The sequence below is a fragment of the Geodermatophilus sp. SYSU D01045 genome (assembly GCF_054050295.1).
In genome coordinates, this window is the sequence record NZ_JBJGZB010000006.1 from 1 (window position 1) to 17,456 (window position 17,456).

A 17,456-nucleotide genomic window follows, 5' to 3' on the forward strand; every position below is an offset into this window, starting at 1 on the left:
CCCCCCCCCCCCCCCCCCCCCCCCCCCCCCCCCCCCCCCCCCCCCCCCCCCCCCCCCCCCCCCCCCCCCCCCCCCCCCCCCCCCCCCCCCCCCCCCCCACGACCGGGGGCAGAGCACGACCGCCGGGCGGGGCACCCGACCGGGTGGCACCGCCGTCGGCGCGTCCGGGAGTGAGTCGGGTCACCGGGCGGGTAGGGAGGGCCGGTGCGCCTGCCTGATCCCGCTGACCTGTTCGACCTGCCGCGGACCCTCGTCGAGTCCGTCCGCACGCTCGGCGCGGCCCTGCCGCGCGCGGAGACGCTGCTGCCGGTCGCCGACGACGTCCTGCGCAGCACCCGGACGCTGCTCGACGGCGTCGGCCCCGCGGTGGCGCGGGCGGCGGCCGCGGCCCCGGACGTGCTCGACACGGCCACCGGCGTGGTGCAGCGGATCGCCGGCGTCCTGACCCCCGAGCGGACGGCCGCGGTGGCCGCGCTGACCGACCGGCTGGTCGCGGTCCTCACGCCCGACCGGATCGCGGGGATGTCCCGGGTGGCCGACTCGGTCCGGGCGCGGGCCGACGTCGTGCCGCGGGCCCTCGACGCGCTCGACGGGCTGCTGTCCTCCGGCCGGCTGCAGCAGCTCGGCGCCGCGGTCGACCGGCTGGCGTCACCGGACCGGCTCGACCGGCTGGACGCGCTGCTCGACCTCGCCGCCGACGAGCGGCTCGGCCGGCTGCTGGACCTCGCGAAGGACGAGCGGATCGGCCGGCTGCTCGCCCGGCTCGACGTGCTGCTCGCCGACGACCGCCTGCCGCAGGTGGTCGACCGCGCCGGCGAGGTGCTCGGGGACGGCCGGGTGGAGCGGGTGACGGCCGGCCTGGACCGGGTGCTGGCCGAGGAGAACCTCGACCAGGCCGGCGAGCTGCTCGGCGGCGGGCGCGGCGCGGCCGCGGTCCGGGCGCTGCTGCGCGTCGGCCGGGCGCTCACCGGCCAGGGGCCGCAGGCGGTCGCCACGCTGCTCGAGCGGCTGCCCGAGTTCCTCACCGAGGAGCGCCTGAAGTCGCTCGGGGCGCTCGCGGACCGCGCGCCGGAGGACGTCGACACCGCGCTCGACGTCCTCGAGGACCTCTACGCCGTCATGGCCGGCCCGGCGGACGGGTACGACGAGGCGGGCGAGGCCCAGCAGGACGACGACGAGGACGACGAGGAAGAGGCCGGCTGAGGCCCGCTCAGTCGCCGGCGTGCTCCCGGAACGGCCGGACCCAGGCGCGGCCGTAGTCGTCGCCGTGCGGGGTGCGCAGCACGGTGTGCACGGGGAAGGGCTGGGGGGGTGTCGGAGTCGAGGAGGACGCCGCAGTGGTGGTCGAGTTCGGCGACGACCACCGGTGACCGGACCCGGCAGTAGAAGACGTCGCCGGGCCCGTGCCCGCCGATCCAGGAGAACCAGGTCTCGTCGAGGTGGTCTGCGACCTCGCGCAGCCGCGCGGTCCGGGGACCGGCGGGCAGCGGCGCGATGAAGGTGGCGACGACGTCGAGCACCCGCTGCCGGGCGCCCTCGGGCAGGTCGGCGACCCGGCCCCCCCGACCGGGATGACCCGGTTCTCCTGGAACGCGCCGGCCAGGTGCCGCTCGTCGCGTTGCCGGGCTGCACCAGCCACGGCGGCGTGCGGGCGTACCCGGCCCCGGAGGGGGTGCCGGTGGCCAGCGGGTCACCGGGGCGCAGCGTGAACGTGTGGCTGATCAGGGAGAGCGTGTCGCCGACGGTGTAGGCCATCTCGTCGGTGCGGGGCGTCCTGCACGGTCTCGCCGTCGACCCGGGTCTGCACCCGCAGCCCGACGCAGACGACCCGCGCGCCGGCAGCACGGGCGGCACCACCTCGACGTCGGGGTCGACGGCGACCGGGTGCGGGCGGTGGCGCAGGTCGGCCCGCTGCGCTCGTCCTGGGCGAGGCGGCCGCGGGGCCGGAGGCGGTGCTGGAGATCCGCACCGAGCCGGCCGCCGGCCACCTCTCCTCGGCCACGCTCGGTCCGGACGTCGTCGTCGCCGGTGTCGTCAGGCCCGGCGGCTTCGCCGAGCTCGGCCGGCTGGACGGGCGCTACGTCTCCACGGAGGTCGCCGGCGGGATGACCGGCCGGCTGGGCGGCGTGTGGTGCGCCCGCGGCTCGCTCGTGGTGCGCTCGTTCGCGTACGCCGGCGCCGACGACCCGCAGGAGCTCCCGTGACCGACCTCGACGGCCTGTCCCTCGAGCAGAAGGCGACCCTGCTCTCCGGCCAGGACTTCTGGTCGACCCCGCCGGTCGAGGAGGCGGGGCTGCCCTCGCTCGTGCTGACCGACGGCCCGCACGGCGTGCGCCGCCAGGAGGGCGACTTCGGCGGTCCCGGCATCACCCGCAACCTGCCGGCCACCTGCTTCCCGCCCGCGGTGGCGGTGGGCAACAGCTGGGACCCGGCGGTCGCCGAGCGGATCGGCGCGGCGATCGGCCGGGAGGCGCGGGCGCTGGGCGTGCACGTGGTGCTCGGACCGGGGGTCAACGTCAAGCGGTCGCCCCTGGGCGGGCGGAACTTCGAGTACTACTCCGAGGACCCGCTGCTGTCCGGCGTCCTCGGCGCGGCCCACGTGCGCGGGCAGCAGGCCGCCGGCGCGGGCGCCTCGGTCAAGCACTTCGCGGCCAACGACCAGGAGACCGAGCGCATGCGGATCAGCGCCGAGGTCGACGAGCGGACGCTGCGCGAGATCCACCTGCCGGCCTTCGAGCGGGTGGTCACCGAGGCGGCGCCGGCCACGGTCATGTGCGCCTACAACAAGGTCAACGGCGTCTACGCGTCGCAGAACCGCTGGCTGCTCACCGAGGTGCTGCGGGAGCAGTGGGGCTTCGACGGCGTCGTCGTCTCCGACTGGGGCGCCGTCGACGACCGCGCCGCGGCGCTGGCCGCCGGGCTGGACCTGCAGATGCCCGGCGACCGCGGCGCCGGCAACCGGCGGGTGGTCGAGGCGGTGCGGTCCGGGGAGCTCGACGAGGCGCACGTCGACGCGAGCGCCGCCCGGGTGGCCGCCCTGGCCCGGTACGCCGGCGGGCCGGCCGGGGAGGTCGACGTCGATGCGCACTGCGCGCTGGCCCGCGAGCTGGCCGCGCAGTGCGCGGTGCTGCTGCGCAACGAGCGCGGCACCCTGCCGCTGTCCCCGGGCACCCGCGTCGCCGTCGTCGGCGAGTTCGCCCGCACGCCGCGCTTCCAGGGCGGCGGCAGCTCGAACGTCACCGCCACCCGGGTCGAGTCCGCGCTCGACGCGATGCGCGCGCTGGCCGGGCGGGAGCTCCCGTTCGCGCCCGGCTCGGGTGACGACGCCGCCGCGTCGCGGGACGAGGCCGTGGCGCTGGCCCGCGACGCCGAGGTCGCCGTGGTCTTCCTCGGCCTGACCGACGCCGAGGAGTCCGAGGGCTTCGACCGGACGACGATCGACCTCCCCGCCGACCAGGTCGAGCTGGTCCGCGCGGTGGCCGCCGCGGCGCCCCGGACGGTCGTCGTCCTCTCCCACGGCGGGGTGGTGTCGCTGGAGGGCTGGCACGACGACGTCGACGCGATCCTGGACGGCGCCCTGCTCGGGCAGGCCGGCGGTGGCGCGCTGGCCGACCTGCTGTACGGCGTCGCCGACCCGTCGGGCCGGCTCGCCGAGACCGTCCCGCTGCGGTTGGAGGACTCCCCGAGCTTCCTCTCCTTCCCGGGCGAGCAGGGCCGGGTCGTCTACGGCGAGGGCGTGCTGGTCGGCTACCGCGGGCTGGTCACGCAGGGCCGGGCGGTGCGGTACCCGTTCGGGCACGGGCTCTCGTACACGACGGTCACGACGTCGGACCTGCGGGTCGAGCCCACCGGCGACGACACCGCCACCGCCTCGGTGACCGTGACGAACACCGGCGACCGGGCCGGCAGGCACGTCGTCCAGGTGTACGTGTCGACGACGGCCGGGCCGGTGCGCCGCCCGCTGCGGGAGCTGCGCGCGTTCACCAAGGTGGCGCTCGGGCCGGGGGAGGGCCGCGAGGTGACCCTGGAGCTCGGCCGGCGCGCGTTCGCGTACTGGGACGTCGTCGAGTCCGGCTGGGTGGTCGCGCCGGGGGAGTACGCGGTGCAGGTCTGCGCCGACGCCGGGACCGTGCTCGCCGAGCGGGTGGTGACGCTGCCCGGGGACGACCTGGTCCGGGTGCTGACGATGGACTCCTCCGTCGGCGAGTGGTTCACCCACCCGGCCGCCGGGCCCGCGCTGGTGGAGGCGCTCACCGCGACCATGCCCGCGGACGCCGCCTCGCCCGAGGAGCAGGCGATGATGCTGCGGATGATCGGGTCGATGCCGATGCGCCGGTTCGCCACCGACTTCGGCGCCGCGCTGCCGCAGGACCTGCTCGACCGGCTGATGGCCGAGACCGCCGCCGCCCGCGGCGCCCGGTGACGTGAACGCCGGTGGCCCGGGACCTGCGCGGTCCTGGGCCACCGGGGTTCAGCGCCCGTCCGAGGGCGGCAGAGATGGCCATTCCTGCCACCCCGGGGAGGGTCAGACGGGCAGCGGGTCGTCGTCCCGCTTGGTCAGGGCCGGCTCGGGGGCCGGGACGGCGGCCTGCGCGCCGGCCCGCAGCAGGGTCGCGAGCTCCTCCTCGGACTCCACCGCCTCGCCGCGGGCGACCATGCCGGCCTGCTCGGCGAGCGGGATCTCCCTGAGCGCGGACGACAGCAGCAGCGCGACGGCGAGGATCGGCACCAGGTACCAGAACACCGGCGCGAGCGAGTCCGCGTAGGCGTCGACGATCGCCGTCCGCAGCGGGTCGCCGGCGGCGTCGACCGCCGACGGCACCAGCGTGTCCGGGGAGGTGATGCCCGCGGCCGCCGCCTGCTCGGCGTTGCCGGTCAGCGCGCCGGTGAGGTTCTCGGCCAGCCGGGTCGTGAACAGCGTCCCGAAGACGGCGACGCCGAGGGTGGCGCCGACCTCGCGGAAGTAGTTGTTCGTCGAGGTGGCCGTGCCGATCTGGGTGGCCGGGACGGCGTTCTGCGCGGCCAGCACGACGTTCTGCATGATCAGCCCCAGCCCGCAGCCGAGCGCGAAGAACATCGCGCCGATCGTCCACAGCGAAGTGTCCCCGGCCAGCGTGGTCATCCAGACCATCGTCGCGAGGATGACCGCGACCCCGGCGGTGGTGAACCGCTTGTAGCGGCCGTTCCGCAGGATGGCCGCCGCCGAGGACTGGATGGTCAGGATGATCCCGGCGGTCATCGGCAGCATGAGCAGGCCGGAGTTCGCGGCCGACAGCCCCGAGCTCATCTGCAGGAACGTCGGCATGAAGGCGATCGCCGAGAACATGCCCAGGCCCACGGCCATGCCGAGCGCCGTGGCGACGACGAACGTCCGGTTGCGGAACAGCCCCAGCGGCACGATCGGCTCGACCGCGCGCCGCTCGACCAGCACGAACACGACCGCGCAGACGACGAACGCGGTGGCCAGCGCGAGGGTCAGCGGGTCGGTCCAGCCGTCGCTGCCGCCGAGGTCGGTGAACAGCACCAGCGACGTCGTCGTCGCCGACAGCGCGACGATCCCGGCGACGTCGAGCGGGGTGGTGCTGCGCCGGCGCGGCAGGGAGAGGGCGAACCACCCGACGAGGAAGGCACCCACGCCGACCGGCACGTTGATCCAGAAGCACCACTCCCAGCCCAGGGCGGGCGTGTCGGTGAAGAAGCCGCCGACGAGCGGGCCGGCGACGGCCGACAGGCCGAACAGCGCGCCGATCGGGCCCATGTACGTCGCCCGCTCCCGGGCCGGGACGATGTCGGCGATGATCGCCTGCGACAGGATCATCAGTCCGCCGCCGCCGAGGCCCTGCACCCCGCGCCAGACGACGAACCAGGTGAAGTCCGGCGCGAGCGCGGCGCCGACGCTGGCCACGGTGAACAGGCCGATGGCGACCAGGAACAGGGTCCGCCGGCCCCACAGGTCGCCGAACTTGCCGTAGACGGGCATGACCAGCGTGGTGGCCAGCAGGTAGGCGGTGGTCACCCACGCCATGTGCGAGACGCCGCCGAGCTCACCGACGATGGTCGGCATCGAGGTCGAGACGATCGTCTGGTCGAGGGCGGCGACGAGCATGCCGGCGAGCAGCGCCGAGAACACCAGGTTGATGCGGCGCCGGGTCAGGACGATCGGCGGTGCGGAGGAGTCGGGGGGCGGGGCCTGCACGGAGGTCCTCTTTCGGTCGTACGGCGGTGCCGCGGGCGCGCGGCACCGAGAGGGGAGCGGACGGCGCCGGCCGCTCGGGAGGGTTCAGGAGCGCGGGGCGGGCAGCCCGGCGGCGAGCACGTCCCAGGCCTCGTCGACGAGGTGGGGGAGCGGCACGGTGAAGTCGGTGGACAGCCAGCGGTGCAGCGCGGTGCGCAGGGCGACACCGGCGACGGCGGCCAGCAGCGTGGGGTAGGCGTCGACGCCGACCCGCGTGCCGGTGCGGGCGGCGACGGCGTCGGCCAGCGCCCGCTCGGAGGCGCCGAAGGCGGCGTGCAGCCGGGCGAGCAGCACGGGGTGCTGGTCGATGACCCGCAGCCGCAGCGGCCACACGCCCGCGGGTTCCTCGGCCATCGCGGCGGCCTGCTCGGCCTGGACAGCGCGCAGGGCGGTGACCGGGTCCTCGCCGGCGGGGCGGGCGGCGAACCGCTCGGCGGGCAGGGCCGAGTCGGCGGGGTCGAGGCCGAGGACGGCGTCGTCCTTGGTGGCGAAGTAGTTGAAGAACGTGCGGGGGCTGACGCCGGCGCGCTCGGCGACGTCGTCGACGGAGACGGCGTCGAGCCCACGCTCGGCGACCAGGTGCAGCGCGGCGGCGTGCAGTGCCGAGCGGGTGGCGAGCTTCTTGCGCTCGCGCAGTCCGGAGGTCACCCCCCGATCATCGGCCGAAACGTGCAGTCCGCGCAAGCTTGCACGCAGTGCACGGCGTGTCCCGGCGGGCCCGGGCGGCAGGGATGGCCATTTCTGCCACCCGGGCCCGGGTCAGTCGCGGTCGCGCTGCCGCTCGATCGCCTCGAGGACGGTCTTGCGGCCCGCGCCGAGCTCGCGCTCCGCCTTCTCCGCCCGGTCGAGCTGGGAGTCGCCGTGCATCTCCCGGACCTTCGCGCGCGCCTCGGTCGCCTTCGCGTCGACCAGCTCCGCGGCCTTCCGGGCCTCCTTCGCGGCGTCGGTGTCGGCCACGTGCTGCTCGCCGGAGCCGCGCTTGCGTTCGTCGGTGGCCCGCTCCTCCTCGTCGGACAGCAGCTCCCACGCGGCGTCGGGCAGGTACCGCTTCGTCCCGCCCTCGCCGCGGGCGCGGTCGCCGCCGTCGGCGGTGTGCCAGTCCTGCCCGGTCCACTCCTGCAGGTGCCGCTGCGACTCGCTGCGCTCGCCCTCGTGCCGGTAGCCGCCGCCGGCGGCCTCGTACTCGTGGGCCAGCAGCTGGCTCTTGCGGGCGCTCCACTGGCCGGGCCGCCCGCCCCTGTCGCCGGCCTTGATCTCCTCCTTGAGCCGCTCGCGCAGCTCGGGGTCCGTGTAGTCCCGGGCGTAGTCCTCCGCCGACTTCCCGCTCATGGACCGGGAGTACCCGATCCGGCCGTGTCTCATCCAGCGGAGCGCGACCGGTCCACCTCCACGTGCGGGCGGGACTGCCAGCGCGCCCAGTCCGCGCTCACCTCGCCGGCGGTGCGCAGCAGGGCCGGCAGGTGCTCGGCCAGCAGTCGCTCGGTCGAGGTCTCGGCGGCGTGCACGGTCACGTTCATCGCCGCCCGCACCGCGCCGGTGCCGTCGCGCACCGGGACGGCGACCGAGCGGACGCCGGGCGCGAGCTCCTCGTCGGCCAGCGCCCAGCCGCGGGCGCGCACCTCGGTGAGCTCCTCGCGCAGCTGCTCGGCCGTGCGCCCGATGTAGGGCGGCAGGCCCGAGCGGCTGGGCTCGGCGAGGGTGGCCTCGAGCCGATCGGCCGGCAGGGCGGCGAGCAGCACCTTGCCCTGGGAGGTCTGGACGGCGGGGAAGCGCGTGCCGATCTCGACCCGCAGCGCGATCAGCTTGGGCACCGACACCCGCGCGACGTAGACGATGTCCGACCCGTCGAGCTGCGCCATCGACGACGACTCGCCGGTCCGCGCGACCAGCGCCTCCATGTGCGGCCGGGCGAGGTCCCACAGCCCGAGCGCGCCGACGTAGGCCATCCCGAGCGACAGCACCCGCGGGGTCAGCGAGAACACCCCGCCGGCCGACCGCACGAAGCCCAGCTCCTCGAGCGTGAGGAGCAGCCGCCGCGCGGTCGGCCGGGCCAGCCCCGCGGCGGACGCCACCTCCGACAGCGTCATGGCCGGGTGGTCGGCGTCGAAGCAGGTGAGCACGTCCAGGCCCCGCGCCAGCGCCTCGACGAAGTCCGGCCCCTCACCGCGCCCGGCCACGACGGCCCTCAGCGCTCCCCGGCGAGGTGCCGCTCGAAGGCCTCCTCGCGGGCGGCGTGCGTGCTCTCCGACCGGTAGTCGGTGTACTGGTACGGGTTGTCCAGCACCTCGCCCGAGGGCAGCTCCGGGTCCATCCCGGTGGTCCAGACGTCCTCGCCCATGTCGGCGCGCAGGTGCTCGACGGTCGCCTCGACCTCGCGCCGGACCGCCGCCAGGTCGACGCCGACCAGCCGGTGGTCGGACTTCACGACCCGCCCGTCGACCAGCACGGTGTGCACGTCGCCGCGCTGCGCGTGGAAGGCGACGTGCCCGTAGGGGTTCAGCAGTGGGAACGACACCGGCGAGGCGTCGTTCTTGATCAGCACGACGTCGGCCTTCGCGCCCGGGACCAGCCGGCCCAGGTCGTCGCGGCCGAGCGCCGTCGCCCCGCCGCGGGTGGCCCACTGCACGACGTGCTGCGCGCGCAGCGCCAGGTGGGTCACCGTCTCGCCCTTGAGGTGGGCCTCGAAGTGCTCGCGCGAGCGGTCGGCGCCGAGCGTCGTGCGCATCGCGGAGAACAGGTCGCCGCTCCACCACACGCTGGTGTCCATCGACAGCGACACCGGGATGCCGTGCGCGCGCACCTGCCAGGTGGGCGGGTAGCCCTGGCCGGCGCTCTGCTCGGACTCGGTGGACACCGAGATCGACCCGCCGGTGGCGGCGATGCGGTGGTAGCTGTCGGGGGAGAGCGAGGCGGCGTGCACGTACACCGTCTCCGGCGTCGCGAAGCCGTGCTCGTGCATGAGCCGGATGCCGTCGTCGTTGGTGGCGCCCCAGACGCCGGCGTGCGTGGTCACCGGCAGGCCGAGCTCGCGGGCCACCTCGAAGGCGGCCTTCTCCGGGAACGCCGGGTCGCCGGTGACGTCGAAGGCGAGCTGGAAGGCGAGCAGGTCGCCCGCGCCGGTGCGGCGGCGCTCGAGGAAGCCCTGCACGGCCTCGTCGGCGGTCCACTCCCACGGCGCGGCCTGGATGTTGCCGTAGGCGAGCACGTACCGTCCGGGCACCGACTGCAGCGCGTCGACGGCGGCCTCGGCGTGGTCGACCGTCTGCAGCCCGTGCGACCAGTCGACGACGGTGGTGACGCCGGCGTCGAGCGCCTCGACGGCGGCCAGCCGGTTGCCCGCGGCGACGTCCTCCGGGCGGAAGCGCCGGCCGTGCTCGAGGTAGTACCAGACGAAGTACTGGGTGAGGGACCAGTCGGCGCCGTAGCCGCGCATCGCCGTCTGCCACATGTGCCGGTGCGTGTCGATCATCCCCGGCATCACGATGCCGTCGGTGGCGTCGACCTCCAGGGCGTCCTGCGGGGCCTCCATCTCCGGGCCCACGGCCGCGATCCGGTCGCCGACGACGAGGACGTCGGCGTCGGTCAGCACCGTGCCGGCGTCGTCCATCGTCAGCACCGTGCCGCCGCGGAACACGACGGGGCGCCCGGCCTGCGGCGCCGGGGTCTGGGGCTCGGTCATGGACTCTCCTCGGACGTCACAGGCTCGACGGACACCTGTCCGCCCACCGGACGAGGGTCGCGGACGCGGTCACCCTGCTCGTGACCTGCGGCACATGTCAAGGCTGCGGCCGTGCGGTTGACACGGCTCGGCGGCGGTGCCGAGACTCGGCGCGACCGGCGGACGACTGTCCGCCCGCACCAGCCCCGACGCCGAGGAGCGCGACGCGACGATGACGGCAGCACCCGGCGGACCCGACCCCGAGGGCCCCCTCGCCGGCCTGCTCGTGGCCGACTTCTCCCGGATCCTGGCCGGCCCCTACGCCACGATGCTCATGGCCGACCTCGGCGCCGAGGTGGTCAAGGTCGAGGGCCCGCGCGGGGACGACACCCGCACCTGGGCGCCGCCGGTCCGCGACGTCGGCGGGGAGGGCGTCTCCACCTACTACCTGGGCGTCAACCGCAACAAGCGGTCGGTGGCCCTGGACCTCACCGACGACGCCGACCTGGCCGCGGCCCGCGAGCTCGCCCGCCGCGCCGACGTCCTGGTGGAGAACTTCAAGCCCGGCGGCCTGGCCCGCTTCGGCCTCGACTACGGCACGGTGGCCGCGACGAACCCCGCCGTCGTCTACGCCTCGATCAGCGGGTTCGGCAGCGGCCCCGGCGGGCGGTCGCTGCCCGGCTACGACCTCATCGTGCAGGCCATCTCCGGGCTGATGAGCCTCACCGGCGACCCGGGCGGCGATCCCTACCGCGCCGGCGTCGCCGTCTTCGACGTCATGGCCGGCCTGCACGCCACCGTCGGCGTGCTGTCCGCGCTGAACCAGCGGCACGCCACGGGCCGCGGCCAGCACGTCGAGGTCAACCTGCTCTCCAGCGCGCTGTCCGGGCTGGTCAACCAGACCTCGGCGTACGTGGCCGGCGACGTCGTCCCGTTCCGGATGGGCAACAGCCACCCCAGCCTGTTCCCGTACGAGCCGCTGCCCTGCGCCGACGGCGACCTGATCGTCACCGCCGGCAACGACGGCCAGTTCCGCAAGCTGTGCGAGGTGCTCGGCGTGCCCGAGCTGGTGGAGGACCCGCGGTTCCTGCACAACGAGGACCGCACCGCCCACCGCGAGGAGCTGCGCCCGCTGCTGGTCGGGCGGCTGAAGACCCGCACCAAGATGGAGTGGTTCCGCGACATCATCGCCGCGGGCGTGCCGTGCGGGCCGATCAACACCGTCGACCAGGGCGTCGCCTTCGCCGAGGAGGTCGGCCTGGACCCCGTCGTCACGGCGGGGGAGGACGGCGCGGGGGTCCCCTCGATCCGCAACCCCATCCGGTTCTCCGGGACGGCGGCGCGGTACCGCTTGCCACCGCCCGCGCTCGACGAGCACGGTGCGGAGATCCGCCGCTGGCTGGCCGAGGGCGAGGAGGCGCCGTGACCGAGGACGGGTACCCGACCGCGCTGGGCGCCTCGAGCCGCGAGTCGATCACCCTGCTCGGCACCGACCTCGCCCGCGACGTCATGGGCACCGTCGGCTTCGGCGAGCTGGCGTTCTGGCTGGCCACCCAGCGCCGGCCCACGCCGGGGGAGACCCGCGTGTTCGAGGCGGTGCTCGCCGCGCTCGCCGACCACGGTTTCACCCCGACGGCGATCGTCACGCGGCTGACCTGGCTGTCCGCGCCGGACTCGGTGCAGGGCGCGCTCGCCGCCGGGCTGCTCGGCGGCGGCTCCCGCTTCCTCGGCGTCACCGAGGACTGCGGCCGCTTCCTGCACGACGTCCTGGTGTCGGCGGGGGAGCTCCCGGCCGACGACGCCGGCTGGGACGCCCTCGCCCTGGAGACGGTCACCGCGCAGCGGGCGGCCGGCCGGTTCGTCCCGGGGCTCGGCCACCACGTGCACAAGGACGGCGACCCGCGCACGCCACGGCTGTTCGAGATCGCCGGCGAGGAGGGCCTGGTCGGCCCGCACCTGGCGCTGTTCGCCGCGATCGGCCGGGTGCACCCGCAGGTGCTCGGGAGGACGCTGCCGCTCAACGGCGCCGGCGTCTGCGGCGCCGCGCTGGCCGACCTCGGCCTGCCGCTGGAGCTGCTGCGCGGCTTCGCGCTGCTGGCCCGCACCGCCGGGCTGATCGGCCAGCTCGCCGAGGAGATCAGGCGTCCCGTCGCCAACGAGGTCTTCCTGTCCGTCGACCTGCACAACCGCTCCGTCGCGCCGGACCCCTACGAGCCCGAGACCCCGGGAGGCAGTCATGGCTGAGGTGGCCGCGGTCATCGCGTCGACCCACCACCCCTTCTACTACCGCGCGAGCACCTCGACCGGCGCGGACCGGCCGCCGTTCGCCGACGAGTGGGTGGCCAAGATCGAGCGGTTCCGCGAGACGCTCACCCGCGCCGAGCCCGACGTGCTGGTGATGGTCGGCAGCGACCACTTCCACCAGCTGTGGCTGGACAACATGCCCCAGTTCCTCGTCGGCAAGGCGCCCTTCTTCGACGCCAACTGGTACAACGAGGAACGCGAGTTCGGCCTGCCGCGGATGACGCTGCGCGGCGAGGAGGACCTGGCCGCGCACCTGCTGCGCGACGGCCTCGACCGCGACTTCGACCTGGCCTTCTCCAACGAGCTGCGGATCGACCACAGCATCACGTGCCCGATCATCACGCTGCGCCCGCAGGCCGACCTGCCGATCGTGCCGGTCTACACGAACATCTTCGCCCCGCCGCTGCCGCAGCCGAGGCGGTTCGTGCAGCTGGGGAGGGCGATCCGGGAGATGGTCGAGTCCTGGGAGTCGGACCAGCGGGTGGCGATCATCGGGACCGGCCACCTGTCGCTGGAGCTCGGGGGGCCGCGCCAGTTCGGCGAGCACGGGCCCGACCCGGAGTTCGACCGCAAGGCCGTCGAGTGGATCGCCTCCGGCGACATCGAGGGCTGCCTGGCCGAGGTGTCGCTGGACTCGCTGCACGCCCCGGGCAACGCCACCCACGGCTTCATGGACTTCATGCTGATGATGGGCGCCGCCGGCGAGGGGCAGAAGGCCGACCACGTCGACACCCTCGACCTGTTCCACACCATGGAGGCCTACTTCACCTGGTACCCGAACGGCGTCCCCGGAGAGGTGGCCCCGGCATGAGTCGCTACCTGCTGGACAAGTTCCTCTTCACCGTCGACCGCGACCCCGCGCTCGTCGAGCGCTACCGCGAGGACCCGGCCGGCACGGTCGAGTGGTGGGAGGCCGAGATGGCCAACAAGATCCTCAACTGCACCGACGACGAGCGGTCCACCTGGCTGGAGTTCACCGAGGACGAGCGGCGCGCGCTGCGCGAGCACGACCACGTGACGCTGTTCCGGATGGGCGCCCACCCGTTCCTCACGCTCACGCTGTTCATCGCGATGTTCGAGCGCGACCACGGGCCGCTGGAGTACCAGAAGGCCTACGGCAAGGCGATGGAGCACATCACGCTGCCCTATCCCGACATCACCACCTGACGTGCGGGCCACCTGACGTGCGCGCCGCCGTCGTCCGCGCGCCCGGGACGCCGCCCGAGCACGCCGAGCACCCCGACCCCGCCGTCGGGCCGGGGCACACGCTGGTGCGCGTCACCGCCGCGCCGATCGTGCCGCTGGACCTGCTGTGCGCGTCCGGCACGTCCTACTTCGGCGCGCCGGCGGTGCCCTACGTGCCGGGGGTGCAGGGCGTCGGCGTCGTCGAGGAGTCCGGGCGGTTGCCGGCCGGCACCCGGGTCTGGTTCGCGACGTCGGCCGGCATGGCGCCCGGCGACGGGAGCCTGGCGCAGCGGTGCGCCGTCGACGACGAGGACCTCGTGCCGCTGACCGCCGACCTGCCCGACGCCGCGGTCGCGGCGATCGGCCTGTCCGGCGTGGCCGCGTGGATGTGCCTGACCTGGCGCGGGCGGCTGCAGCCGGAGGAGACCGTCCTCGTCCTCGGGGCCGGCGGCGCGGTGGGGCAGGTGGCGGTCGGGGCGGCGCGGGTGCTCGGCGCCGGGCGGGTGGTGGCGGTCTGCCGCTCGACCACGGCGCGGGAGCGGGCCCGCGCCGCCGGCGCCGACGCCGTCGTGCCGCTCACCGGCGACGTCGACGCGCTCGCCGCCGCGCTGGCGCGGGCGTGCCCGGGCGGGGCGCACGTCGTCGTCGACCCGGTGTTCGGCGTGGCGGCGACCGCGGCGTCGCGGGTGCTGGCGCCGGGCGGGCGACTGGTCAACCTGGGCGGGGCGTCCGGCGACGAGGCGGTGTTCTCCTCGGCGGTGCTGCGCGGCCGGTCGGCGGAGGTGCTCGGCTACACCAACAACGCGCTGACCCCGCAGCAGCGCCGCGACGCGCTCGGTGCCGTCCTCGCCGCGGCCGCCACCGGCCGGGTCGCCGTCGCGCACGAGACGGTGCCGCTGGCCGACGTCGGCGGCGCCTGGGCCCGCCAGGCCGCCGGCGAGGCGGGCGTCCGGCTGGTCGTCGTCCCCTAGCCGCGGCCCCGGGGGGCGGCGCGCACGTGCACGCGTTCGCCCTGGGGGCCGAAGAGGGCGAGCACCTCGGTGGGCCGGCCGTCGGGGTTGCCCAGCCAGTGCGGGGTGCGCGTGTCGAACTCGGCCGCCTCGCCGGGGGTGAGGACGACGTCGGTGTCGCCGAGCAGCAGCCGCAGCCGGCCCGAGAGCACGTAGACCCACTCCCAGCCCTCGTGCGAGCGCTGCTCGTCCGGCTCCCCGCCCCAGCGCGGCGGCAGCACCATCTTGTAGGCCTGCAGCCCGCCCGGCCGGCGGGTGAGCGGGAGGAACGTGGCGCCGTGCCGGGTGATCGGCCGGAGCCGCACCCGGGGGTCGCCGGTCTCCGGGGCGTCGACCAGCTCGTCGAGCGGCACCTGGTGGGCGCGGGCCAGCGGCAGCAGCAGCTCGAGGGTGGGCCGGCGCTGCCCGGACTCCAGCCGGGACAGCGTGGACACCGAGATTCCGGTGTCCTCGGACAGCTGGGTCAGCGTCGCGCCGCGCTGCCGGCGCAGCTCGCGCAGCCGCGGGCCCACCGCGTCGAGGACGGCGTCGAGGTCCGCGTCGGGATCGGTCACGTTGCCAGTATGGCAAAGGTGTTTGCCTTTTTCGCGACGGCGGGTGCACTGTGGGCGGCATGGACGAGACGTACGACGTGGTGGTCATCGGCGGGGGAGCGGCGGGCCTGTCCGGCGCCCTCGCCCTGGGGCGGGCGCGGCGCTCGGTCGCCGTCGTCGACGAGGGGACGCCGCGCAACGCGCCGGCGCACGAGATGCACAACTACCTGGGCCGCGACGGCACGCCCCCGGCCGACCTGCTCGCCGCCGGGCGGGCCGAGGTCGCCGGCTACGGCGGGGTGCTGGTCGACGGCACGGTCACCGCGGTCGGCGGGGCGGCCGGCGCGTTCACCGTGGAGCTCGCCTCCGGGCGGGTGCTCGGCGCGCGGCGGCTGCTGGTCACCACCGGCCTGACCGACGAGCTGCCGGACGTCCCGGGCGTGCGGGAGCTGTGGGGCACCGACGTCCTGCACTGCCCGTACTGCCACGGCTGGGAGGTGCGCGACCGGGCGATCGGCGTGGTCGCCACCGGCCCGATGTCGCTGCACCAGGCCCAGATGTGGCGGCAGTGGAGCGCCGACGTCGTGTTCTTCCTGCACACCGCGCCGGAGCCGGACGACGCCACCGCCGAGGCGCTGGCCGCGCGCGGGATCCGGGTGGTGCGCGGCGAGGTGGCGGCGCTGGAGACCGACGGTGGCCGGCTGACCGGCGTCCGGCTGGCCGACGGCGAGGTGGTGCCGCGCGCCGCCGTCGTCGTGGCCCCGCGGTTCACCGCCCGCTCGGCGGTGCTGACCGGGCTCGGGCTGGAGGCGCAGCCGTTCCGCATGGGCGAGGCGGTCGTCGGGTCGCACGTGCCGGTCGACGCCCGCGGCGCCACCGCGGTGCCCGGCGTGTGGGCGGCCGGCAACGTCGCGGACCCGAGCGCCCAGGTGATCGGCGCCGCGGCCGCCGGGCTGATGGCCGGCGCGCAGGTCAACGCCGACCTGGTCGCCGAGGACACCCGGGCCGCCGTCGACGTGATCCGCGCGATGAGCGACCCGGAGTACGGCGAGCAGTGGTGGGAGGAGCGTTACCGCGCGCACGGCTCCGGGGTGTGGAGCGGCCGCGTCAACGACGTCCTGGCCACCGAGGCCGCCGACCTGCCGCCCGGCCGCGCGCTGGACGCCGGCGCCGGCGAGGGCGGCGACGCCGTCTGGCTGGCCCGCCGCGGCTGGGCGGTGACCGCGCTCGACCTCTCCCGCACCGCGCTGGACCGCGCCGCCGCGGCGGCCGAGGCGGCCGGGCTGAGGATCGAGACCCGCAAGGTCGACGTCTCGTCGTGGCAGCCCGGCGACGAGCGGTGGGACCTGGTGACCGCCTCGTTCCTGCACTTCCCGCCCGGCACCCGCGACGACGTGCTGCGGACGCTGGCCTCGGCGGTCGCGCCCGGCGGCACGCTGCTGGTGACGATGCACGACGGCAGCGACGTCGCCCACGGCATCCAGCGGCCGGGCCTGCCCGACTGGTACGCCGCCGGCGGGCAGATGGCCGCGGTGCTCGACCCCGGCGACTGGGAGGTGCAGGTGGCCGAGGCGCGGCCGCGGGAGGCCCGCGGGCACGAGCACGGCTCGGCGCACGCCGCCGACGCGGTGCTGCGGGCGCGGCGCCGTCAGCCGGTGACGTCGTCCTCGCTCGTGTAGAGCAGCCGCAGCCGGGCCGGCGGGGTGAACGGCCGCCAGCCGTCGCGGGTCTGGGCCAGGCGGTCGGCCACCAGCCACAGCACCGCCGGGTCGTGGCCCATCCCGAGGTGGCTGGCGTGCACGCCGACGTTCTCCGCGCGCGGGCCGGGCGTCTGCCGGCAGGCCCGCCAGTCGACGACGCCGTCCCAGCGCGAGTACACCGCGGTGCTCGGGACGGGCAGGCCGCCGAGGCCGCCCCGCCCGCGCGGCACGGCGTGCAGGTGGCGGTAGCGGGCGTAGGCGCGGGCGCCGGGGCTGTCGTCGGGCGGGCCGCCGGCCAGGCCGAACGGCGAGCCGAGGCTGATCACCTGGCGGACCAGCCGCGGCACCCGCAGCGCCAGCCGCCGGGCGTAGATGCCGCCCAGGCTCTGCCCGACGATGCTCACCGGGCCGGCGTGCTGGTCGGCCAGGCGCTGCACCAGGCGGGGCAGCTCGTCGGTGATCTCCTTGGTGGGGCCGCGGTTGCGGCCGAGCTCCCAGCCGACCACGGGGTAGCCGAGGCCGCGCAGCCAGCGGCGCAGGGTCGCGGTGGAGACGTCGGAGGCCATCAGGCCCGGCAGCACGAGCACCCCGTGCGGCTCGCCGCGGGGGGCGCCGCGCAGCAGCGGGTAGGTCAGCGCGAGCGCGCCGGCGCTGGCGGCGGCCCGCACGGGCTCGGTGGCGGCGAGCAGGCGGCGGCGGGCTTCCGGGCTGTTCGGGGCGTCGGTCACGGGCACTCCTCCCGGCGGCGGTGGCACGTCTGCGACACCGCTACCCCGTCGGGCGCCCGGGACTCGCCTTCCGCGCGCGAAAGGCGGGTCCCGGGCGCCGGGG

17 protein-coding genes and 1 pseudogene are annotated in these 17,456 nt (G+C 76.0%); 9 read left to right on the top strand and 9 right to left on the bottom strand.

Annotated features, from left to right (window positions below):
• The first annotated feature begins 204 nt into the window (after nt 1-204).
• On the top strand, nt 205-1,203 hold the full coding sequence (locus ACI798_RS06505; protein WP_457047513.1) for a hypothetical protein: 999 nt from the start codon (nt 205-207) through the stop codon (nt 1,201-1,203).
• Here the strand turns inward: ACI798_RS06505 and ACI798_RS06510 are convergent.
• Complete coding sequence (locus tag ACI798_RS06510) at nt 1,110-1,694, bottom strand: DUF3500 domain-containing protein (RefSeq protein ID WP_457047514.1); 585 nt, start codon at nt 1,692-1,694, stop codon at nt 1,110-1,112. The two genes, ACI798_RS06505 and ACI798_RS06510, sit on opposite strands and share 94 nt — an antisense overlap.
• Nucleotides 1,678-1,755: pseudogene (locus tag ACI798_RS06515) on the bottom strand (hypothetical protein); the annotation flags it as partial. The gene ACI798_RS06510 and the pseudogene ACI798_RS06515, both read right to left, overlap by 17 nt.
• A gap of 197 nt (nt 1,756-1,952) precedes the next feature.
• Between ACI798_RS06515 and ACI798_RS06520 the strand changes: the two are divergent.
• A complete protein-coding gene (locus tag ACI798_RS06520; RefSeq protein ID WP_457047515.1) occupies nt 1,953-2,204 on the top strand; it encodes a hypothetical protein in 252 nt (83 codons plus the stop codon).
• On the top strand, nt 2,201-4,423 hold the full coding sequence (locus tag ACI798_RS06525; protein WP_457047516.1) for a glycoside hydrolase family 3 C-terminal domain-containing protein: 2,223 nt from the start codon (nt 2,201-2,203) through the stop codon (nt 4,421-4,423). Before ACI798_RS06520 ends, ACI798_RS06525 begins: the two co-directional genes overlap by 4 nt.
• 102 nt (nt 4,424-4,525) lie before the next feature.
• Here the strand turns inward: ACI798_RS06525 and ACI798_RS06530 are convergent, their stop codons facing one another.
• The 5 genes from ACI798_RS06530 to ACI798_RS06550 form a co-directional block, all read right to left on the bottom strand.
• Nucleotides 4,526-6,196 (bottom strand): MDR family MFS transporter, encoded by a 1,671-nt coding sequence (locus ACI798_RS06530; protein WP_456943288.1) that lies wholly within the window; start codon nt 6,194-6,196, stop codon nt 4,526-4,528.
• Nucleotides 6,197-6,280: 84 nt separating this feature from the next.
• Complete coding sequence (locus tag ACI798_RS06535; RefSeq protein WP_456943287.1) at nt 6,281-6,883, bottom strand: acyl-CoA-like ligand-binding transcription factor; 603 nt, start codon at nt 6,881-6,883, stop codon at nt 6,281-6,283.
• Nucleotides 6,884-6,994: 111 nt separating this feature from the next.
• The gene (locus tag ACI798_RS06540; RefSeq protein ID WP_456943286.1) at nt 6,995-7,564 is read right to left on the bottom strand and encodes a hypothetical protein; all 570 of its coding nucleotides are present in this window, start codon (nt 7,562-7,564) and stop codon (nt 6,995-6,997) included.
• 29 nt (nt 7,565-7,593) lie between these two features.
• Nucleotides 7,594-8,412, bottom strand: a complete 819-nt coding sequence (locus tag ACI798_RS06545) for an IclR family transcriptional regulator domain-containing protein (RefSeq protein WP_456943285.1) — start codon at nt 8,410-8,412, stop codon at nt 7,594-7,596.
• An 8-nt stretch (nt 8,413-8,420) separates the two neighbouring features.
• Nucleotides 8,421-9,914, bottom strand: a complete 1,494-nt coding sequence (locus tag ACI798_RS06550; RefSeq protein WP_456943284.1) for an amidohydrolase family protein — start codon at nt 9,912-9,914, stop codon at nt 8,421-8,423.
• Between the two features lie 211 nt (nt 9,915-10,125).
• Between ACI798_RS06550 and ACI798_RS06555 the strand changes: the two genes are divergently transcribed.
• Genes ACI798_RS06555 through ACI798_RS06575 form a run of 5 tightly spaced genes read left to right on the top strand, consistent with a single transcriptional unit; the run spans nt 10,126 to nt 14,353 of the window.
• Nucleotides 10,126-11,319: a CaiB/BaiF CoA transferase family protein gene (locus tag ACI798_RS06555; RefSeq protein WP_456943283.1), complete on the top strand. Its 1,194-nt coding sequence runs from the start codon at nt 10,126-10,128 to the stop codon at nt 11,317-11,319.
• On the top strand, nt 11,316-12,137 hold the full coding sequence (locus tag ACI798_RS06560; protein WP_456943282.1) for a citryl-CoA lyase: 822 nt from the start codon (nt 11,316-11,318) through the stop codon (nt 12,135-12,137). Before ACI798_RS06555 ends, ACI798_RS06560 begins: the two co-directional genes overlap by 4 nt.
• Nucleotides 12,130-13,008, top strand: coding sequence for a DODA-type extradiol aromatic ring-opening family dioxygenase (locus ACI798_RS06565; RefSeq protein ID WP_456943281.1), 879 nt, complete (start codon nt 12,130-12,132; stop codon nt 13,006-13,008). The genes ACI798_RS06560 and ACI798_RS06565 overlap by 8 nt, the downstream gene beginning before the upstream one ends.
• Nucleotides 13,005-13,364: a hypothetical protein gene (locus ACI798_RS06570; RefSeq protein WP_457047517.1), complete on the top strand. Its 360-nt coding sequence runs from the start codon at nt 13,005-13,007 to the stop codon at nt 13,362-13,364. The genes ACI798_RS06565 and ACI798_RS06570 overlap by 4 nt, the downstream gene beginning before the upstream one ends.
• 17 nt (nt 13,365-13,381) lie before the next feature.
• Nucleotides 13,382-14,353 carry a quinone oxidoreductase family protein gene (locus ACI798_RS06575; protein WP_456943279.1) on the top strand — a complete coding sequence of 324 codons (972 nt, stop codon included), beginning with the start codon at nt 13,382-13,384 and terminating at the stop codon, nt 14,351-14,353.
• Here ACI798_RS06575 and ACI798_RS06580 read toward each other — a convergent pair.
• Nucleotides 14,350-14,946 (bottom strand): helix-turn-helix domain-containing protein, encoded by a 597-nt coding sequence (locus ACI798_RS06580; protein WP_456943278.1) that lies wholly within the window; start codon nt 14,944-14,946, stop codon nt 14,350-14,352. The genes ACI798_RS06575 and ACI798_RS06580 overlap by 4 nt on opposite strands.
• 59 nt (nt 14,947-15,005) lie before the next feature.
• Between ACI798_RS06580 and ACI798_RS06585 the strand changes: the two genes are divergently transcribed.
• Nucleotides 15,006-16,604: an FAD-dependent oxidoreductase gene (locus ACI798_RS06585; RefSeq protein WP_456943277.1), complete on the top strand. Its 1,599-nt coding sequence runs from the start codon at nt 15,006-15,008 to the stop codon at nt 16,602-16,604.
• On the opposite strand, the gene ACI798_RS06590 is transcribed toward ACI798_RS06585, so the two are convergent.
• Nucleotides 16,574-17,353: an esterase/lipase family protein gene (locus ACI798_RS06590; RefSeq protein WP_456943276.1), complete on the bottom strand. Its 780-nt coding sequence runs from the start codon at nt 17,351-17,353 to the stop codon at nt 16,574-16,576. The two genes, ACI798_RS06585 and ACI798_RS06590, sit on opposite strands and share 31 nt — an antisense overlap.
• Between the last annotated feature and the right edge of the window lie 103 nt (nt 17,354-17,456).